Raw genomic sequence first — 17,671 nt, 5'->3', positions numbered from 1 at the left:
GCGGCGCGCTTCAACGCGGCTGCCGCCGGTTTTGCACCGGTCCCGCGGGGGACAGTTATCCGGCCGGGCGCCCTTCAATTGCCCGGCGAACACGCCTATATTCCGGCGTTTCCACGAGAGGTGAGAATGCTCCGACCTGTCCGCTTCGCTGCCATATCCGCTCTGTGCACATTGGCTTTCATGGGGAATCTGTCCCCGTCCGCGGCCCAGGACCGCCGCGTGCCGTCCTCGCAGGCCGAGCTCCAATTGTCCTATGCGCCGATCGTGCAGCGGGTGCAGCCGGCGGTGGTCAATGTCTACGCTGCCAAGACCGTGCAGAACCGCAATCCGTTTCTGGACGATCCGATCTTCCGCCGCTTCTTCGGCGTCCCGGGGCAGCAGCCCGAGCAGATGCAGCGCTCGCTCGGCTCCGGCGTGATGGTCGATGGCTCCGGCCTCGTGGTCACAAACAATCACGTGATCGAGGGCGCCGACCAGGTGAAGGTCTCGCTCGCCGACAAGCGCGAATACGAGGCCGAGATCGTGCTGAAGGACAGCCGCACCGACCTTGCGGTGCTGCGGCTGAAGGGCACCAACAAGGAGAAGTTCGCGACGCTCGACTTCGCCAATTCGGACCAGCTGCAGGTCGGTGACGTCGTGCTGGCGATCGGCAATCCGTTCGGCGTCGGCCAGACCGTGACGCACGGCATCATCTCGGCGCTGGCGCGCACTCAAGTCGGGATCACGGATTATCAATTCTTCATTCAGACCGACGCGGCGATCAATCCCGGCAATTCGGGCGGCGCGCTGGTCGACATGACCGGCCGGCTCGCCGGCATCAATACCGCGATCTTCTCGCGCTCCGGTGGCTCCCAAGGCATCGGCTTCGCGATCCCCGCCAACATGGTGCGGGTGGTGGTGGCCTCCGCCAAGAGCGGCGGCAAGGCGGTGAAGCGGCCATGGCTTGGCGCGCGGCTGCAGGCCGTCACACCGGAGATCGCAGAGACACTCGGGCTGAAGCTGCCGACCGGCGCGCTGGTCGCCAATGTCGCGCCGAACAGCCCGGCGGCGAAGGCCGGGCTCAAACTGTCCGATCTGATCGTCGGGATCGACGGCACGCCGATCGACGATCCCAACGCGTTCGACTACCGCTTCGCCACCCGTCCGCTCGGCGGCAACGCGGAGATCGAGGTGCAGCGCGCCGGCAAGCCGGTGAAGCTCACCGTGCCGCTGGAGACCGCGCCCGACACCAACCGCGACGAGATCGTGCTGACCGCGCGTTCGCCGTTCCAGGGCGCCAAGGTCGCCAACATCTCGCCGGCGCTGGCCGATGAGTTGCATCTCGACGCCGGCGCCGAGGGTGTCGTCGTCACCGAGCTCGCCGATGACGGCACGGCTGCCAATGTCGGCTTCCAGAAGGGCGACATCATTCTTGCCGTCAACAATGAGAAGATCGTGCGCACCAGCGACCTCGATAAAGTATCGAAGGCGGGGTCGCGGATCTGGCGCATCACGCTGGTGCGCGGCGGCCAGCAGATCAACGTGACGCTCGGCGGATGAGCCCAAAGAAACCGCAGGAAGCCAGCAATCTCTTTGCCGCGGCGGGGATGGAGCAGGACGCGCCACACCCGCTGCCGGACCGGCTGCGCCCGCGCACGCTGGCCGACGTCGTCGGCCAGGATCACATCCTCGGTCCCGATGGCGCGCTGACCCGCATGCTGGAGACGCGCACGCTGGGTTCGCTGGTGTTCTGGGGACCGCCCGGCACCGGCAAGACCACCGTGGCGCGGCTGCTGGCCGACGCGACCGAGCTGCATTTCGAGCAGATCTCCGCGGTGTTCTCCGGCGTCGCCGACCTGAAGAAGGCGTTCGACGCCGCGCGTGCCCGGCGCGAGACCGGCAAGGGCACGCTGCTGTTCGTCGACGAGGTACACAGGTTCAACCGCGCGCAGCAGGATTCCTTCCTTCCGGTGATGGAGGACGGCACCGTGGTGCTGGTCGGCGCCACCACGGAGAACCCGTCCTTCGAGCTCAACGCGGCGCTGCTGTCGCGTGCCCGCGTGCTGGTGTTTCATTCGCTCGACACGGCCGCGATCGAACGGTTGTTTGCCAATGCCGAGAAGATCGAGGGCAAGACCCTGCCGCTCGATGCGGAAGCGCGCGCCGTGCTGGTGCGGATGGCCGATGGTGACGGCCGCGCCTCGCTGACATTAGCCGAAGAGGTCTGGCGCGCCGCGCGCAAGGGCGAAGTGTTCAACGCCGAGCAGTTGCAGGCCATCCTGCAGCGCCGCGCGCCGATCTACGACAAGTCGGCCGATGGCCATTACAATCTGATCTCGGCGCTGCACAAGTCGGTGCGCGGCTCCGATCCGGACGCGGCCCTGTACTATCTCGCGCGCATGCTCGATGCCGGCGAGGACCCGCTGTTCCTGGCGCGGCGCGTGGTGCGCATGGCCGTCGAAGATATTGGCCTGGCCGATCCGCAGGCATTGGCGGTCTGCAACGCTGCCAAGGATGCCTATGACTTCCTAGGCTCGCCGGAGGGCGAGCTCGCGATCGCGCAGGCCGTGGTCTATCTCGCCACCGCGCCGAAATCGAACGCGGTGTACACGGCGTTCGGCGCTGCGATGCAGACCGCAAAGCAGGGCGGCTCGCTGCTGCCGCCAAAGCACATCCTGAATTCGCCGACCAAGCTGATGAAGTCGGAGGGCTATGGCTCGGGCTATCAATACGATCACGACGCGCCCGACGCGTTCTCCGGCCAGGACTACTTCCCGGAAGCACTGGGCCGCCAGACCTTCTACGACCCGCCCGACCGCGGCTTCGAGCGCGAGATCCGCAAGCGGCTGGATTACTGGAACAGGCTGCGCAAGGAGCGCGGCGGGAGCTAGGCCGCGTACTTATGAACTAACCGCGTGAATCGAAGTCCGCTTGTCCCCAAGAGCGGCGCGAAAGCGGACGTTGCCGGACTTCCGATAAGGGCCAAAAGCGGAAATCGAGCGTTCATTATTCACGCTCGAAAATCCGAACGCGTTTGTTTCCAACCCATTTGCCAACGAATTCAACATCCCCCTTATCAGTGCTCGCAAACTGACCCGCGATGTAGAAGTGCCGTTTCCCTGCGACCAGTAGTGAATTCCGGGAAACTAAGCCGCCACACATCCAGCCGCCGAGATTGACGACAAAGGTCTGCCCTTCGGAGACACCCTGTACAGCTTCGAGGACCCGTACTTTCACAAGTGGTGTCGTTCCCCAAGCATCGCCTTCCGCCCATCGTGGGGGCAGGAGATCGATGGGCTCGACAACTGCGACCACGGACTGTTTTAGTGCAGTCGAAGGCAATCGATCCAGAAGTGTATGAGGATATTCTATAGCAGATGAGCACGCATCAGCTGGCTGAACCATTGCCAACGTTATCAGCAGGTAGAATAGAAGGTGTTGCCTCATAATGTTGCGATGGTACTCGCGCGCTGTCGCCATTGCCAGCCGTACGAACCGGTAGCGCGAGGCGGTGCCCAATGTCCGCTGTGGGTCATGAACGACAAAACTCAAGGTAAGCACAATAGGTCCGCTTTCGGGTGCACAGCGACCAGTTGAGCCTGACAGCCGAGCCATTGACAGGCTCGGCGCCAATTACCTTGCAATTGTTCAACTCGCGTCAATCCGGTGTGGCTGCGCCTTAATGAGTCCGCGTGCTAGCTAGGCCGCATACTCATAAATCAACCGCGTGAATCGATGTCCGCTTGTCCCCCAAGAGCGGCGCGAAAGCGGACGTTGCCGGACTTCCGAGAAGAGCCATGAACCGACATTGATGGTGAATGCATAAATCTATGTTAGCTTCGCCATCGCTTCGAGCGCGTTGATATTCAAGGAATTGATGGAATGAAGTTCGCGTTCTGCGTTTTCCTCGCTGCGATTACGTATGCCACGTCCGCGGTCGCGGATGTCGCAAACGATAAGCTCTGTATTCTCACCAGTTTAAACTTACTTACGGAGCCGCCAGGAGGAGCGGTGTTCGCGGACGGAGCGGCGATCCACAGCGTACGCGCGCTGCCACCGCCACCCAAGTACGAAACGGCGGCCCCCGTTCTGTCGAAGGTGGTAGAAATCATAGTTGAAACAGACGGCCTCGATTGGAAGTACTGGTACATTTGTACGACGCAGCCTAGCCAACAACCCGTGGTCAAGCTGATTTTCTGGGCTACTCCCCAAGCAAATTGAATTGATCCGCCGCGCGGCGGCAAACCGCCTGAATAGCGTGCATCAACCTTGGGCGAGGGACACTCGCATGTTTCGGAATATTAGAAATATATCCCTGAGTTGCCCGACGTGTCAAGTTGCCCGGTCGAACGCCGGCCGCCACCGCTACTGTGCATGGGGTTGTTTTCGATATTTTGGCAGCGCCCGCTGCGACGGCAGGTACTTCATCTTGCTCTGGCGCGTCACTTGACGCTCTTCACAAACGCCAAAATCTCGTCGGTCAGCCGCGTGTCCGGGGTGTTGATCGCATAGACCTCGGACATATGGCTATGCTGCGGCAGCATGAAGCTGCGGGCACAGCCGCTCGGCCGCTTGCAGCTGGCCTGCTTCAACAGCTCGAACTGCTCGACGAAGCGCGGCGGATCGAGCTCGGCCGCGGTGATCAGAAACGGGATCGGGCTTGTGAGGAGGCCTTGCAGCGAGGAGCGTTCGGCGTAACGCGACGGATCGGGGCCGTAATAGGCGAGCTCGGCATTGCCGGCGGGCGAGGCGGTCAGATCGTAGATGCCCGACACCATGATCGCGCCGGCAAGCCCGCCGCCCTTCACCTTGTGGAATTCGCTGTGCGAGACGTAGCTCGCGACATGGATCGCGCCGACCGACTGGCCCATCAGGAAGATGCGGCTGGGGTCGCCGCCGCGGGAGCCGATGTTCTCCGCGACCCACTGCACGATGGCGCCCATGTCTTCGGCGCCCGCCGGCCAGGGAAAGGCCGGCGCCAGGCGGTAGGTGGCATTGACGCCGACAAAGCCGCTCTTGGCGGCCCACAGCATGACGTTGTCGTAGAACGGACTGCCGGGGTTGCGCTTGCTGCCGGCAATGAAGCCGCCGCCGTGGATGTAGATCAGCACCGACCGCGGCAGCGACGTCGGGTCTGGCGTGAAGACGTCGAGCAGATGGCGGTCGGCGGGGCCATACTTGACGTCGCGCTCAACCTTGACGCCCTGATAGGGCTCCTTCTGCTGCAGCGGCGCGTAGAGTGCGGCCGTCTTGGGCTGGTCGACGACGCGGCCGAGTTCCAGGAGCTTCCAGGCCAGATCTTCCGGCATCGGGCCTTGCTGGGCCAGCGCCGGGCCGGAGAGCATCAGGGCCGCCGCCAAAGCCGATACCGCCAGTCTCATTCCAAGCCCCTTCCATGGCTCCCCACGATTGCCCGCAAGCGGCCGAACATGGCCGATGTTGCGCCGGATTTGTACCGATTTCGCCGTGACGATTCGCGGCATTTGCGCTACCCACGGGCTTAACTTCGGAGTTGCAACCCCATGAGCCGCCGCGTCAAGAGACCTCTCCGCCCAGCCGCCGACCGCGCCAAAGGCGCGCGTCCCCATCGCGGCACGGCCGCCGAGCGGGGGCCGGCGCATCGTGCGGGCGGCAAGTCGGCAGCGGTGCGCCTTGGCGACAAGCAGCGTACGCCGAAGCCATTCGTCCCCGAGCCGGAGAAGAGCGTCGCCGAGCCGCCGCCGCTGCCGACCAAGGTGCAGACCGTGGTGGTGACGGCGGACGAGGACAACATGCGCGTCGACCGCTTTCTCGAGGCGCGTTTCCCCGGCCTGTCGTTTTCCCACATCCAGCGCATCGTTCGGAAGGGCGAGTTGCGCGTCAACGGCAAGCGTGCGGACAGCAAGGACCGGCTGGAAGAAGGGCAGAGCGTCCGCATTCCGCCGCTGCGGCTCGATACGCCGAAGGCGGCCGCCAGCCTGTCTGAAGCGGCGAAGAAGACCCTCCAGGACCTCAAGGACATGACCCTGTTCGAGGACGCCGACGTGATGGTGCTGAACAAGCCCGCAGGTCTGGCGGTTCAGGGCGGCTCCGGCATCACGCGCAATGTCGACGACATGTTGGAGGTGATGCGCGACGCCAAGGGACAGAAGCCGCGGCTGGTGCATCGGCTCGACCGCGAGACCTCGGGCTGCCTCCTGATCGCCAAGACGCGTTTCGCTGCAACCGCCCTGACCGGCTCGTTCCGCCATCGCTCCGCGCGCAAGATCTACTGGGCGCTGGTGGCCGGCGTGCCGAAGCCGAAGCAGGGCCGGATCTCGACCTATCTCGCCAAGGAGGAGAGCGAGGAGGACAGCATCATGCGGATCGCGGCGCATGGCGACGAGGGCGCCAGCCACGCCGTGACCTATTACGCCGTGGTCGAGACCTCGGCGACGAAGCTCGCCTGGGTGTCGCTCAAGCCGGTGACCGGCCGCACCCATCAGTTGCGCGCCCACATGGCGCACATCGATCACGCGATCGTCGGCGACCCCAAATACTTCAACAAGGAAAACTGGCAGCTGCCGGGCGGCCTGCAGAACCGGCTGCATCTGCTCGCCCGCCGCATCGTGATTCCGCACCCGCGCGGCGGCGTGATCGATGCCACGGCGCCGCTGCCGCCGCATATGCTGCAATCCTGGAATCTGCTCGGGCTCGAGGCCGATCGGTTCGACCCGATCGAGAACGCGCCCGAGGAGTGACGGCGGACGCCGCCTCCCGATATCCGTCGCGGACAGCAAGAACGATCAAAGCGGCTCATCGCGCCGCGGCTATGTTGCCGCGCGCCGGGCACCGCCGGCATGCACCCATCAAAGAGGCTGTCCATGACCGGGACCTGGTTACGCATCGCGCTTTTTCTCATTGGCTCGGCTGTCGCCTCTGCGGCGGCACATGCCGAGACCGTCGTGCTCCGCGGCGGCACGCTCTACGCATCGGCCGATGCGGCTGCGCTGCCGGATGCGGCGATCGTGATTACTGACGGCGTGATCAGCGCGGTCGGCAAGTCCGGCGACGTCAAGCTGCCCTCGGATGCGCGCCTGATCGATTGCAGCGGCAAGACTGTCGTTGCCGGGTTCTGGAACAGCCACGTGCATTTCACGGAACATGTCTGGCACAACGCCGGCGAGGCGCCGGCCGCACCGCTGACGCAGCACATGCAGGAGATGCTGACCCGATGGGGCTTTACCACGGTCTGGGACCTCGGCTCCGATCCACGGAACACGCTGCCGCTGCGCAAGCGCATCGCAGCGGGTGAAGTCGCCGGTCCCAACATCCTGCTCGCCGGCAACGTGTTTCCAAAGGGCGGGCATCCCGTGTACCTGCCGCCCGAAATCCAGCTTCCCGAAGCTGCGACGCCGGAGGAGGCCACGAAGTGGGCGCGCGACTGGCTCGCGATGGGCGAGGACGGCATCAAGCTGTTCACCGGCGCGTTCATGGGCGATAAACCTGTCATCAACATGGATCCGGCGATCGCCAAGGCGGCCGTCGACGTCGCGCATGCGCAGGGCAGGCCGGTGTTCGCGCATCCGCAGAACAAGATCGGCGTCGATACGGTGATCGCAGCAGACGTCGACGTGCTCGCGCACACCACGCCCAGCGAGCGGAGCTACACCGACGACCAGCTGGCGCGGTTCAAGGCGCAGGGGACGGCGCTGATTCCGACGCTGTCGCTGTTCACGACGGTGGTTCTCGACCCCAACGTTACCAACCGTCTGGTGGCCGCGACCGTCAACCAGCTCAAGCAGTTCTCCGAGAATGGCGGCACCGTGCTGTTCGGCACCGATGTCGGCTTCACCACGCTGTACGACACCACGCAGGAATTCCAGCTGATGCACGGCGCGCTGTCGGAACGCCAGGTGCTGGCCTCGCTGACGACCAACCCGGCGCGGTTCTTCAAGGCCGCTAAGAAGGGCAGGGTAGCGCAGGGCTTTGACGCCGATCTCGTGGTGCTCGACGGCGATCCGCTCAGCGACGTCGCCAATCTTGCGAAAGTGAGCACCACCATCCGCGCGGGTCAGGTGATCTATCAGAAGCCGTGATAGCCGGCTGGAGAACTCGTAGATCGAACGCAGTGTTGACCCGCGAAGAACCGGTTCAAAGCGGTCAAACGTGCAAATCCGCTTGGCTATCCCAACGGATCACTTTGATTTCGTCGCATGAAAAAACGCCATGAGAGCGGATCGTTGACTCCGTGATTTTTTGAGCGCCTACTTCTGGTTGCCGACTAGACAACTTGAAACAGTAAGGTCGAAATCGGGAAGGAGGAGCCGATGTGGCCACCTTCGATCGCGGAACAAGCGGAGCGGCCTTTCATCTCGACCGGGCGCCTGCCCGAACCCGAGATGGTGCAGGAGCTCGTTTCTCAAGCTCATCTGCGCTTCAAGTCGAACAGCGATGGAAACAATTCGCAGGTTTACCCGGCACTAGCTAGGGTGCCGAGCGAACTGTTCGGCATCTGCGTGGCCGGCACTAGCGGACGCATCTACGGCGCCGGCGATATTGAGTACGAATTCTCGATCATGAGTGTATCGAAGCCATTCGTGTTCGCGCTCGTGTGCGAGGCGATCGACCCCGACGAGGCACGCGTTCTGGAACAAGGGCTGGGGCGGATTCGTGTGGCAGCTTCTGCTCGGGGTGCTCTACCTCGAACGATGCCCTAACGACGGAGAGTGGACATGCCAGGATTGAGCAAAAGCGTCAGCGTTTCGGCACTGGTCGCGTTGATTGGGACGGGCCTCGTTGGCTCGCCACCGGCGCGAGCGCAGCAGGATGCCGGCGTGCTGTTCCAGAACGTCCGAATTTTTGATGGCAAGAATGGCGCTCTCTCCGGGCCGTCCAATGTGCTGATCCGGAACAACAAGATCGAGAAGATTTCGACTGCGGCGATCACGGCCGATGCCCAGGTGATCGCGGGCGACGGACGAGTGCTGATGCCCGGGCTGATCGACGCGCATTGGCATGCGATGCTGGTGCGTCCGACGCCGGCGGCCGCGATAGCTGGCGACGTCGGCTACACCAACCTTCTTGCGGCCGCGGAAGCAACGGCCACGCTCATGCGAGGCTTTACCACCATTCGCGACATGGGCGGACCGGCCTTTTCCCTCAAGCGGGCGATCGACGAGGGCCTCGTTGCCGGTCCTCGCATCTATCCATCCGGTGCCATGATCACCATCACCGGCGGCCATGGCGACTTTCGGCAGCTGTCCGATCTGCCCAGAACGATCGGCGGCATGCTCAGCCGCATGGAGCGGATAGGCGGCGCCATGGTCGCGGACAGCCCGGATGAAGTCCGCGTGCGCGCGCGCGAGCAGCTCATGCAGGGGGCTTCGCAGGTCAAGCTCACGGCGGGCGGCGGCGTGGCGTCGCCGTTCAGTCCGCTCGATGTGTCCACTTTCACTGAACCGGAGCTGCGTGCCGCGGTCGAAGCCGCCGAGAACTGGGGCACCTATGTCGCCGTACACGCCTATACGCCGGTCGCGATCGAGCGATCGATCGCAGCGGGCGTCAAGTGTATCGAGCACGGTCACCTGATGGACGACGCGTCGGCCCGCCTGATGGCCGAGAAGGGAATTTGGCTAAGCACTCAGCCCTTCCTCGATCTGTCGGGCGCCAGTGCCCTTGGACCTGCGGAGCAGGACAAGATGCGGCAGGTCGTTGCCGGCACCGACAGGGTCTACGGTTTTGCGAAGAAGTACAAGCTGAAGACGGCATTCGGCACCGACGTCTTGTTCTCGAAGGCGCTTGCTGACCGGCAAGGTGCCATGCTGACGACCCTCACGCGATGGTATACGCCGGCCGAAGCGCTCGCGATGGCGACATCGACGAATGCCGAGTTGCTCAGTCTGTCCGGGCCTCGAAATCCATATCCGGGCAGGCTAGGCGTGGTGGAGGAAGGCGCGCTGGCCGACCTTCTGCTGGTCGATGGCAATCCGATCGACAACATCAAGCTGATCGAAGATCCGGCAAAGAACTTCCTGGTCATCATGAAAGATGGAAAGGTCTACAAGAATCTTCTTGGTGGTGACCGCAGCAGGTAGACGAACGTGATGACAAGGCGAGCCCGGCCGCTCGGTCGACAATGCGCCGCTGCTCATTGTCGCGCGGCGCCGGTCTATTTGGCGGGAAGGCGCAAGGTGGCGAGATCCGAGCCGACGATCGTCGTGCCGGTAAATCCGCCTGCCTCGGCGGCGGCGCGATAGTCCGCTTCGGTGAGCGCGCCACCGGGGACCTTGTAGGGGCCGTGATGCGTTGCCCCGACCTGCGGCGCGAGGTGGGTCAGCATCAGATATTTGGCGCCCACGCGTTGTGCCATGGCGCCAAGGTCGGGCGCCAGGCTTTGGCGGTAGAACACGCGCGGCGGCATGCCGCTGTCGCGCTCCGGACCCATGATGGGATGCATGGTCGAGTGCACGATCACGTCGGCGCCTCGTGCCAGCTTCTCGACTTGCGCCGACGTCGAAGTCGGGCGCGGCGGAGCGGCGCTGTCATTGCTGGCATCGCCTCCGATCACGACGCTGCCGACCGGCGTGTCGACGCGATAGGAGGCATGGCCCGCGATGTGGGTCGAGCGGATCGCGCTCACCCGGACCTCGCCCTTCGACCAGATCACCTGCGGTTCGTCCGTTGGCTCGAATGTGATGAGATGCACAAGCTCAGCCGGTCCGCCCGGCAATCGTTTGCTGTTCTCTGAAACCCGCTGCGCGATTTCGCCGGACTGAATGAAGGCGTCGCCGATATGCGCGACAAACTTGCCGCAGCTCAGGGTGAAGCCGAGCGGCGAGGGCGCATCGCTGCTGCAGACGACATCGAGCTTGTCCCCGCCCGAATTCCAGTTCCAGCGCGCGAGCAGGAGGTCGACGAGGCCCTCGGTGTGATCCGAGTGCATATGCGTGAGGAAGACGGCGTCGATCTGGCCGGGTTCGATGTCCAGTTGCGACAGCCGCAGTTCGGTGCCGCGGCCTGCGTCGAACTGCAGCTTCAGCGTTCCGCAATCGGCACTGTCGTCTCCGTAGCGCACGAGTGTGCCGGCGCCCGCGACGCCATTGCGCAGGGCGGGGCCGCTCATCGTGCCGGTCAAGGTGACGAGCAGGCAGGGCGCCGATTGGGCCGGAAGCGGCAGCAGCAGCCAGATGACGGCTAGCAGGGGTATCGGAAGAATGAAGTGCCACATGCGGTCGGCTCCCGCGTCGTTCCGGTCTTCACCGAGACTGCCAAAGTCCACGCCGCATCTCAACGCTCGGCGGCGCCGCATCGAGGTGTTGTGATCGCGCGGCCGGTCGGCCTCGCCGCACGCTGCGGCAAGCTCAAAGCATCAGCTTGTAGCCGACATGGCTGCCGACGAATCCCAACCGCTCGTAGAAGCGGTGCGCGTCGGGGCGCGCCTTGTCGGTGGTCAACTGCACGAGATCGCAAGCTCTCGCTTTGCATTGGTCGATCGCCCATTCGAACATCCGTTGCCCGACGCCCGAGCTGCGGTGCGTCTCGGCAATTCGGACCGCCTCGATCTGCCCCCGCCAGGCGCCCAGGCGTGCCATTCCGGGAATGAAGCTGAGTTGAAGGGTCCCGATCACCTGGTCGTCGAGGGTTGCCACGACCAGCAACTGGTTGCGATCGGCGAGGATGGCATCGAAAGCGTCGACATATCGTGGGTTCGGCGGCGAGCTTGCATCCTCGCGCTGCTGCCCCAGCACGTCGTTGGCGAGGAGGGCGATGATCGCCGGAAGGTCGGCGGGCTGAGCCTGGCGGAAAGCGACTGACGTCATTGAGCAGGATTTCCATGGAGATGAGATCGGTGTCGACAGACATGTTACAGGCCCGATCGGTCGATGGATATCCAGCAGGGCGTAGCCCGGATGAGCGAAGCGATATCCGGGGCCACCAGTTCCCGCATATCGCTGGCGCTCATGCGGGCTACAAGGGCGGTTGACCTGGTCGGCAAACGAAATCCGCCGGCCTTTCGGGCCGGCGGATTGTTGTGTCGCGAGGTGCGGTCGTCAGTGGTCCCAGCCGCCGTCATGATCCCAGCCGCCGCCATGGTGATGGCCGCCGTCGTCGAAGTCGAAGAAGTCGAACAGATCGCTGAGTGCCGGGCTGTTGACCGGAACATAGGGATTGCCGGGCGCCGCGACCGGGTTCGGGAAGTTGTCGCGGCTGCGGTTCGTGATCGGCTCCAGGCGCCAATTCCGCTCGATGAACTTGATGATCGAGACGTGATCGGCATATTCATGCGAGATGTGGCCGTGCCGCGTGAACGGCGATACCACGATCAGCGGAATACGTGTGCCGTCGCCGAAATAGTCGAGCGGCTGCACATAGCCGGAGTCGAAGTAGCCGCCGCCTTCGTCGAAGGTGATGAAGATCGCGGTGTCCTTCGCATAGTCCGAGGCCTGGACCTGGTCGACGATCTTCTTCGCGAAGCCTTCGAACAGATTGAGCTTGGAGGACGACGGGTGACCGTCGGTAAAGCCGCTCGGCTTGACGATGGAGACCGCCGGCAGCGAATGCTTGGAGAGGTCGGAGTAGAGATCAACCGAGTCCTTGATATGGGCTGCGACCTGGTCCGGGTGCGACATGATCGAGGTGTCGTACTGGAACGGATTGCAGATGTTGCAGTACTCGTCCGCGTTCGGACCAGCGACACCCCAATTGAGCTGGTAGGGATCGTTGACGTAGTTGTTCCATTGGTCGCCGTAGTACTTCCAGGAGATGTTCCGCTCGTTCAGGCTGTCGCCGATGCTCTTGCGGGTCGACGGCGGGATCGTGAACGGGGTGTTGGACGGGTTGGTGTCGGTGTAGGCGTTCTTGCCGTTGCCGAAGTAACCCGGATTGTAGTTGTTCAGGAGATAATAGTGGCCCAGCTCGCAATTCGCGTTGATGTGGATCCCCTTCAGATAGTCCAGGATCGGCTTGACGCCGGGCTGGCTCGGATCCGAGCAGTCGCTGTAGGAGCCGCCGCCGGACACCGGGCTGGTCTGGAAGGGCGGTGCGAAGCCGCCATTGCCGCCGGCGCCGTAGCCGTCCTCGGTGTACCAGTTGTTGGTGCCGGAAGCCGGGTTCGGATTCTCGATTTCATGCACGATGCCGGCGTCGGGCGTGCCGCCGAACACCTGCGTGCCGTTCGGCGGCACCGCGGCGTTGCCGTAGGTGTCGCTGAAGTAGAGCATGTCGGCATGGCCGAACATGATGTGGTTGGCACCGGTGCCGCCATTGACGGACTGGTGGAAGTTGTCGCTCATCGCATATTTCTGCGCGAGCGAGGTGAAGTAGGGCACGTCACCCTTCTGCACGTTGTAGAAGCCGAGCGCCGTCGAACCTTCGCCCGTGGTCGATGCCGTCGGCGAGTATTCCGTGGAGAAGTTGGAAGGCTGCGCCGCGCCGTTGGCGCCGGCGCCGACGGTGACTTCGACCCAGGCGAACAGATTGCCGCCGCAGCCCGACGGATTGTCGCGGCTGGCCGCCGAGTGGTTGCAGTTGAGCTGCTGCCACATCTGGTAGAAGCGATGCACCGGGCTTGCCGAATAGGAATCGTAGGGCATCGCATCGGTGTTGGTGAGCTGGAACGGACCGGCCGGCAGCGCGCTGACATTGGTGATGCGCTGGTCGGGGGTCTGCGAGGACTGGCCGGTGCCGCCGGACAGCAGGAACTGGTAGTACTCGGACGGCAGGCCGGATTCCGACTGCTGCGCAAGCGCGAGCGACGCCTCGCAGGTGGTGATCGGCGAGCTGCCGCATTTGTTCGGGATGTAGGAGACCTTGGGGCCGCCGACCAGCGGAGCCGGCAGTTGATCCTTGGGGAAGTTCTGCTTCGGCGGGCTCAGCAGGAACGCATCGTTCAGGCCGGTATCCGTCGCCGCCTGCTGATGCGCCTTCTCGAAGTTCGGCCCGGGGATCGCATTCTTGTTGTGATCGAGCTTGACGATGCCCTGCGAGAGCAGGTTGAACACGCTCTCCTCGCGCCGTTCAGGCACGTAGGTCGCGAACACGTGGTCGAAGCTGCGGTTCTCGCCGATGATGACGATCACGTGCTTGATCGGCGACCGCGTCTCGTGTCCACCGTGGTGATTCCAGTCCTCCGCAAGCACCGGGCCGGCGGTGAACTGACCCAGCGCAAGCGCGCTGAGGGTAAGGCGGCAACATTGCAGCCAACGTGACCTGTGCTTGTCGCGCATTAAAGCTCTCCTTTTTGCTGATTGAACGGCTTGGTCGAACTTGCGGTGTCTCGCGGCACGACCCTGATCCGTCCCATCATGCCGCCGTCCTCATGCTCAAGGACGTGGCAGTGGTAGACGAAGGTGCCGACGATGTTGGGATCGCGAAAATCCATGCGCAGGCGCACGCTCGGATATTTCAGCATCCGGCCGTTGTAGTAGGGGACGTTGACGGTATCGCGCAGGAACGGCTCGTTGACTGCGACGCCGGACCAGTCGAGCAGCTGGAAGTGCAGCTGATGGATGTGGAAATCGTGCAGCTCCATCGAGCGGTTCTCGATGATCCAGTCCTCGACGTCGCCTTGCCTCACGGTGATGTCGGGAATGTCCGATTGCGGATCGAACGGTTTTGGCGTCTCGCCGTCGACGGTCATGAAGAACTTGGTCGGGCTGTTCGGATCGTTCGGATTCTCCGGTTGCTCTGAGAAGAACAGCTTCCTGACGCGCACCGGCGCGACGTTCCCGACCCACGGCCGCTCCGGGCGCGGCAACGGCTCGGCGTGAGTGGGCAGCGCGGCCTGCGGCTCGCCGGCATCGACTGAAGCCGTGATCGCCACTAGCGCACGGTTGGGATCGTTCTCGCCGGCAGGCCCGGTATCGACCGCGCGCGTCACCAGCAGGGCCGAGCTGCCAGCCGGCGGTCCCTCGACGATGAATTCGGCACGCGAACCCGGCGGCAGGCCGATATGGTTGACCCATTGCACCGACGGCGAGGGGCTGCCCTGGAACTGCAACGGCACCCCATCGAGCCCGACGATGCCGATCTGCTGCGGCGCACGGCCGACCAGCAGAGCGAGGTTGAGATAGGTGATCGCGGACGCGTTCAGCACCCGCCAGAGCTGCCGCTCGCCTGGCTTCATCGTCAGCCGGGCCGGCGGATAGTTCGGATAGGGCACCGGCACGAAGTTGACGGAGAGATCCTTCGACGGCTTGCCGAAGCCGGTGCCGGAGTTGGCGACGTCGCCGTCATTGTCGAGCTGGCTCTTGGTCATGACCGGCTCGGATTTCGACGGCGGCGCGTCGGGATTGACGAGATCCTGGTCGCGGATCACGAGCACGCGCTCGGGGAGGCCTGCGAGCGACGGATCGGCGCGCTCGATGCCTTCGATGATGATGGCGCCTGAGGCGCCGCCGAGCACCTGCGTCTTGCTGAAGCCGTGCAGATGCGGGTGATACCAATAGAGGCCGGGCGGCGCGTCGTCCGGAATGCGCAGGCGGTATTCGAACGGCGCGTCGTCGGGCTGGATCGAGGTCTTCAGCACATCATCCTGATGGCAGACCGGCGGCACCGTCAGCCCGTGGAAGTGCAGATTGGTCGAGATCGGCGTCATCGCGCCGCTCTCGCAAACATCGGCTTGCTTTCGCGTCGTGCAGATCGGCGCGCCGGCGAGCGGGCGGTCGATCGCAGGCGTTGCCGTATCGAGGTCGACGAGGTCGTTCTTGAAATGGATGACCAGCTGGTCGCCCGGCTTCAGCCGCAAGGTCGGCGACGGCTTGCCGTCCGGCGTCAGATAGCAATAGCGGCTCGTGCCATCCGGCAGCTTCTGATCATGGATACTGAGATCGGTTTCGAGCACGCCATCGCGGCTGCGCAATTCGGCAGATTCCTCGATCGCACTTCCGGGCTCCGGCCGCGCGCAAACATCCTGCTGCGTGCGCGGCGCATTCTGAAGGCCAGTTGCGCCGAGCCACGCCATTGCGCCGCTCACAGCAAGCCCGAGGCAAGCCGCAACGATGCCACAACAAACGGTCGAAAGTCGTCGTGCCACGCCGCCCCGCCAATACGTCGCCACTGGCGCGCAAGCGCGCACGGACGCCACGCGTGACGTCAGTTCACGTCTTGCGACCGCAATGGTCGACCAATGCTTCTGTTTGGTGTCGCGACGCTAGCCGCGCGTTGTTGCCGAAATCTGGCAAGTTCTTAACACGCAGATGACAGCATCTTGCGGCACTTCGACGCAGAAATGCGCGCGCCGTTCAAACCCGCTGTGCGATCAATCGGATGCACCATTCGCGGACTGAATTGCGGAGAAAGCAGGACGCGCAGGTAGCCGACAGATTTTTTTTCGTCACTGATCACATCGCGCGCTGTCGTGTTGACGATCGGGATTAGCGCCTGAACTGCGCCAGAAACATCCGCAATGAATCGTGCGGGCTCTCGACGTCCGCAATCACCCAGCCGTCGGGACCGTTGACGACGATGAAGTTGAGCGTGACCGCGCGGCCCTCATTGTCGAATGTCACCGTCACGTCGGTCCTGTCGAACTGCCGCCGCGGAATTGCGATCGAGATCGGGCCGAGCCGCCAGGTCGGGCTCTGCACCAGGAAATCGTAGGGGGCGTCGTGCAAGGCGGTCCAGGCGCCGCGCAGGGGGGAATCGAAGAATTGGCGGGCCGTTTCGTCGTCGCGCGGCAGGCCATTCGAAAACGCGGCGCTGCCTTTGCCATAATGGGCGTAGACGTTGCGGATCAGCGATTCCGGTGTGCGGAACCCGGCATCGGTGGCGGCGGCTCCGAAAACCGTCGCCACCAGCGAAAAACCCGCGAGGAATTTGCCGCGTCCCATCAGCTTTATTTGCCGTTGCCGCTGGCATATCTTGCAGGGAAATCCTCCCAAGCGAAAGCCGGCCGGCGCAATGCGCGAACTCTTCGACGACGTCCCAGACCAATCCCCGCTCGACCCGCAGGAGGCGGTGCGCCGCCACATCCGCAGGCCCCAGCGCAAGCGGTTCTACACCAGCGTCGGCGTGGCTGAGGCCGATGGCGGATTTGCGATCACGCTCGACGGCAAGCAGATCCGCTCGCCGTCCGGCAAGCCGATCGTGGTGCCGAGCCGCGCCATTGGGGATGCGGTCGCAGCCGAATGGAATGCGCAGGGCGAGACCATCGATCCCATGACCATGCCGCTGACGCGCCTGGCCAACAGCGTCATCGAGGGGGTGATCGATCGCGTCGACGAGGTCGCCGACGATGCGGCAAAATTCCTCGGCAGCGACCTGCTGTTCTATCGCGCTGGCTATCCCGACACGCTGGTGGCGCGCGAGGCCCGGCATTGGGACCCGATCCTGTTCTGGGCCGCCGATGCGCTCGGCGCCCATTTCGTGATGGCCGAGGGGGTCATGCATGTCGGCCAGCCCGAGCCCGCCATCAAGGCGGCGCGTGCGGCGTTCCCGACCGATCCATGGTCGGTCGCGGCGCTCCATGTGGTGACGACGCTGACCGGCTCGGCGCTGCTGGCGCTGGCGTTGGCGCATGGCGTCCGCGACGAGGACCAGGTCTGGGCCGCCGCCCATGTCGACGAGGACTGGAACATCGAGAAATGGGGCGTCGACGAGGAGGTCGCCGCGCGCCGCGCCGCCCGCCAGGTCGATTTCAAGGCCGCCGCCGGCGTCCTGAGGGAGTTCAGGTCGGCTGCCGGTTAACGAGGGGTTTACGGCGCCGGGCTAGCCTGCGGTTTGACCCTGCCGC

15 protein-coding genes are annotated in these 17,671 nt (G+C 64.1%); 8 read left to right on the top strand and 7 right to left on the bottom strand.

Annotation, left to right across the window (positions count from 1 at the left end; all coding sequences use genetic code 11):
• The first annotated feature begins 180 nt into the window (after nt 1-180).
• Both JQ573_RS09075 and JQ573_RS09070 read left to right on the top strand, forming a co-directional pair.
• Nucleotides 181-1,539 carry a DegQ family serine endoprotease gene (locus JQ573_RS09075; RefSeq protein WP_212309654.1) on the top strand — a complete coding sequence of 453 codons (1,359 nt, stop codon included), beginning with the start codon at nt 181-183 and terminating at the stop codon, nt 1,537-1,539.
• On the top strand, nt 1,536-2,870 hold the full coding sequence (locus JQ573_RS09070) for a replication-associated recombination protein A (RefSeq protein ID WP_212309653.1): 1,335 nt from the start codon (nt 1,536-1,538) through the stop codon (nt 2,868-2,870). Before JQ573_RS09075 ends, JQ573_RS09070 begins: the two co-directional genes overlap by 4 nt.
• A 115-nt stretch (nt 2,871-2,985) precedes the next feature.
• Here JQ573_RS09070 and JQ573_RS09065 read toward each other — a convergent pair whose 3' ends face one another.
• Nucleotides 2,986-3,594 carry a hypothetical protein gene (locus JQ573_RS09065; protein WP_212309652.1) on the bottom strand — a complete coding sequence of 203 codons (609 nt, stop codon included), beginning with the start codon at nt 3,592-3,594 and terminating at the stop codon, nt 2,986-2,988.
• 267 nt (nt 3,595-3,861) lie between these two features.
• Here JQ573_RS09065 and JQ573_RS09060 point away from each other — a divergent pair, with 267 nt between their 5' ends.
• Nucleotides 3,862-4,200 (top strand): hypothetical protein, encoded by a 339-nt coding sequence (locus JQ573_RS09060; protein ID WP_212309651.1) that lies wholly within the window; start codon nt 3,862-3,864, stop codon nt 4,198-4,200.
• A gap of 221 nt (nt 4,201-4,421) precedes the next feature.
• On the opposite strand, the gene JQ573_RS09055 is transcribed toward JQ573_RS09060, so the two are convergent.
• Nucleotides 4,422-5,360 carry an alpha/beta hydrolase gene (locus JQ573_RS09055; protein WP_212309650.1) on the bottom strand — a complete coding sequence of 313 codons (939 nt, stop codon included), beginning with the start codon at nt 5,358-5,360 and terminating at the stop codon, nt 4,422-4,424.
• A 141-nt stretch (nt 5,361-5,501) separates the two neighbouring features.
• Between JQ573_RS09055 and JQ573_RS09050 the strand changes: the two genes are divergently transcribed.
• From JQ573_RS09050 to JQ573_RS09035, 4 genes are all read left to right on the top strand, one after another.
• Nucleotides 5,502-6,698, top strand: coding sequence for an RluA family pseudouridine synthase (locus JQ573_RS09050; RefSeq protein WP_212309649.1), 1,197 nt, complete (start codon nt 5,502-5,504; stop codon nt 6,696-6,698).
• 123 nt (nt 6,699-6,821) lie between these two features.
• Nucleotides 6,822-8,036: an amidohydrolase family protein gene (locus JQ573_RS09045; protein ID WP_212309648.1), complete on the top strand. Its 1,215-nt coding sequence runs from the start codon at nt 6,822-6,824 to the stop codon at nt 8,034-8,036.
• 231 nt (nt 8,037-8,267) lie between these two features.
• Nucleotides 8,268-8,657 (top strand): glutaminase, encoded by a 390-nt coding sequence (locus JQ573_RS09040; RefSeq protein WP_249131554.1) that lies wholly within the window; start codon nt 8,268-8,270, stop codon nt 8,655-8,657.
• A gap of 15 nt (nt 8,658-8,672) precedes the next feature.
• The gene (locus tag JQ573_RS09035; protein ID WP_212309647.1) at nt 8,673-10,034 is read left to right on the top strand and encodes an amidohydrolase family protein; all 1,362 of its coding nucleotides are present in this window, start codon (nt 8,673-8,675) and stop codon (nt 10,032-10,034) included.
• A 74-nt stretch (nt 10,035-10,108) separates the two neighbouring features.
• Here the strand turns inward: JQ573_RS09035 and JQ573_RS09030 are convergent, their stop codons facing one another.
• The 5 genes from JQ573_RS09030 to JQ573_RS09010 form a co-directional block, all read right to left on the bottom strand.
• The gene (locus JQ573_RS09030; protein WP_212309646.1) at nt 10,109-11,167 is read right to left on the bottom strand and encodes an MBL fold metallo-hydrolase; all 1,059 of its coding nucleotides are present in this window, start codon (nt 11,165-11,167) and stop codon (nt 10,109-10,111) included.
• A 133-nt stretch (nt 11,168-11,300) separates the two neighbouring features.
• Nucleotides 11,301-11,759, bottom strand: a complete 459-nt coding sequence (locus tag JQ573_RS09025; protein WP_212309645.1) for a GNAT family N-acetyltransferase — start codon at nt 11,757-11,759, stop codon at nt 11,301-11,303.
• A 231-nt stretch (nt 11,760-11,990) separates the two neighbouring features.
• A complete protein-coding gene (locus tag JQ573_RS09020; protein WP_212309644.1) occupies nt 11,991-14,165 on the bottom strand; it encodes an alkaline phosphatase family protein in 2,175 nt (724 codons plus the stop codon).
• On the bottom strand, nt 14,165-15,901 hold the full coding sequence (locus JQ573_RS09015; RefSeq protein ID WP_212309643.1) for a multicopper oxidase family protein: 1,737 nt from the start codon (nt 15,899-15,901) through the stop codon (nt 14,165-14,167). Before JQ573_RS09015 ends, JQ573_RS09020 begins: the two co-directional genes overlap by 1 nt.
• Nucleotides 15,902-16,313: 412 nt before the next feature.
• The gene (locus JQ573_RS09010; RefSeq protein ID WP_212309642.1) at nt 16,314-16,769 is read right to left on the bottom strand and encodes a hypothetical protein; all 456 of its coding nucleotides are present in this window, start codon (nt 16,767-16,769) and stop codon (nt 16,314-16,316) included.
• Nucleotides 16,770-16,839: 70 nt separating this feature from the next.
• Between JQ573_RS09010 and JQ573_RS09005 the strand changes: the two genes are divergently transcribed.
• Complete coding sequence (locus JQ573_RS09005; RefSeq protein ID WP_212309641.1) at nt 16,840-17,625, top strand: ATP12 family chaperone protein; 786 nt, start codon at nt 16,840-16,842, stop codon at nt 17,623-17,625.
• Nucleotides 17,626-17,671: the final 46 nt, after the last annotated feature.

It is taken from the genome of Bradyrhizobium sp. AUGA SZCCT0105 (assembly GCF_018129565.1).
GTDB lineage: Bacteria > Pseudomonadota > Alphaproteobacteria > Rhizobiales > Xanthobacteraceae > Bradyrhizobium.
Note: the sequence above shows the minus strand (reverse complement) of the source record. Positions and strands in the feature narration are given on the sequence as shown.

What these genes read in the sequence shown, in the direction of transcription:
- JQ573_RS09025 (WP_212309645.1), bottom strand. Translation starts at nt 11,759, where the DNA reads ATGACGTCAGTCGCTTTCCGCCAGGCTCAGCCCGCCGACCTTCCGGCG.
- JQ573_RS09020 (WP_212309644.1), bottom strand. Translation starts at nt 14,165, where the DNA reads ATGCGCGACAAGCACAGGTCACGTTGGCTGCAATGTTGCCGCCTTACC.
- JQ573_RS09055 (WP_212309650.1), bottom strand. Translation starts at nt 5,360, where the DNA reads ATGAGACTGGCGGTATCGGCTTTGGCGGCGGCCCTGATGCTCTCCGGC.
- JQ573_RS09010 (WP_212309642.1), bottom strand. Translation starts at nt 16,769, where the DNA reads ATGGGACGCGGCAAATTCCTCGCGGGTTTTTCGCTGGTGGCGACGGTT.
- JQ573_RS09050 (WP_212309649.1), top strand. Translation starts at nt 5,502, where the DNA reads ATGAGCCGCCGCGTCAAGAGACCTCTCCGCCCAGCCGCCGACCGCGCC.
- JQ573_RS09030 (WP_212309646.1), bottom strand. Translation starts at nt 11,167, where the DNA reads ATGTGGCACTTCATTCTTCCGATACCCCTGCTAGCCGTCATCTGGCTG.
- JQ573_RS09065 (WP_212309652.1), bottom strand. Translation starts at nt 3,594, where the DNA reads ATGGCTCGGCTGTCAGGCTCAACTGGTCGCTGTGCACCCGAAAGCGGA.
- JQ573_RS09005 (WP_212309641.1), top strand. Translation starts at nt 16,840, where the DNA reads ATGCGCGAACTCTTCGACGACGTCCCAGACCAATCCCCGCTCGACCCG.
- JQ573_RS09075 (WP_212309654.1), top strand. Translation starts at nt 181, where the DNA reads ATGGGGAATCTGTCCCCGTCCGCGGCCCAGGACCGCCGCGTGCCGTCC.
- JQ573_RS09040 (WP_249131554.1), top strand. Translation starts at nt 8,268, where the DNA reads ATGTGGCCACCTTCGATCGCGGAACAAGCGGAGCGGCCTTTCATCTCG.
- JQ573_RS09060 (WP_212309651.1), top strand. Translation starts at nt 3,862, where the DNA reads ATGAAGTTCGCGTTCTGCGTTTTCCTCGCTGCGATTACGTATGCCACG.
- JQ573_RS09035 (WP_212309647.1), top strand. Translation starts at nt 8,673, where the DNA reads ATGCCAGGATTGAGCAAAAGCGTCAGCGTTTCGGCACTGGTCGCGTTG.
- JQ573_RS09070 (WP_212309653.1), top strand. Translation starts at nt 1,536, where the DNA reads ATGAGCCCAAAGAAACCGCAGGAAGCCAGCAATCTCTTTGCCGCGGCG.
- JQ573_RS09015 (WP_212309643.1), bottom strand. Translation starts at nt 15,901, where the DNA reads ATGGCGTGGCTCGGCGCAACTGGCCTTCAGAATGCGCCGCGCACGCAG.
- JQ573_RS09045 (WP_212309648.1), top strand. Translation starts at nt 6,822, where the DNA reads ATGACCGGGACCTGGTTACGCATCGCGCTTTTTCTCATTGGCTCGGCT.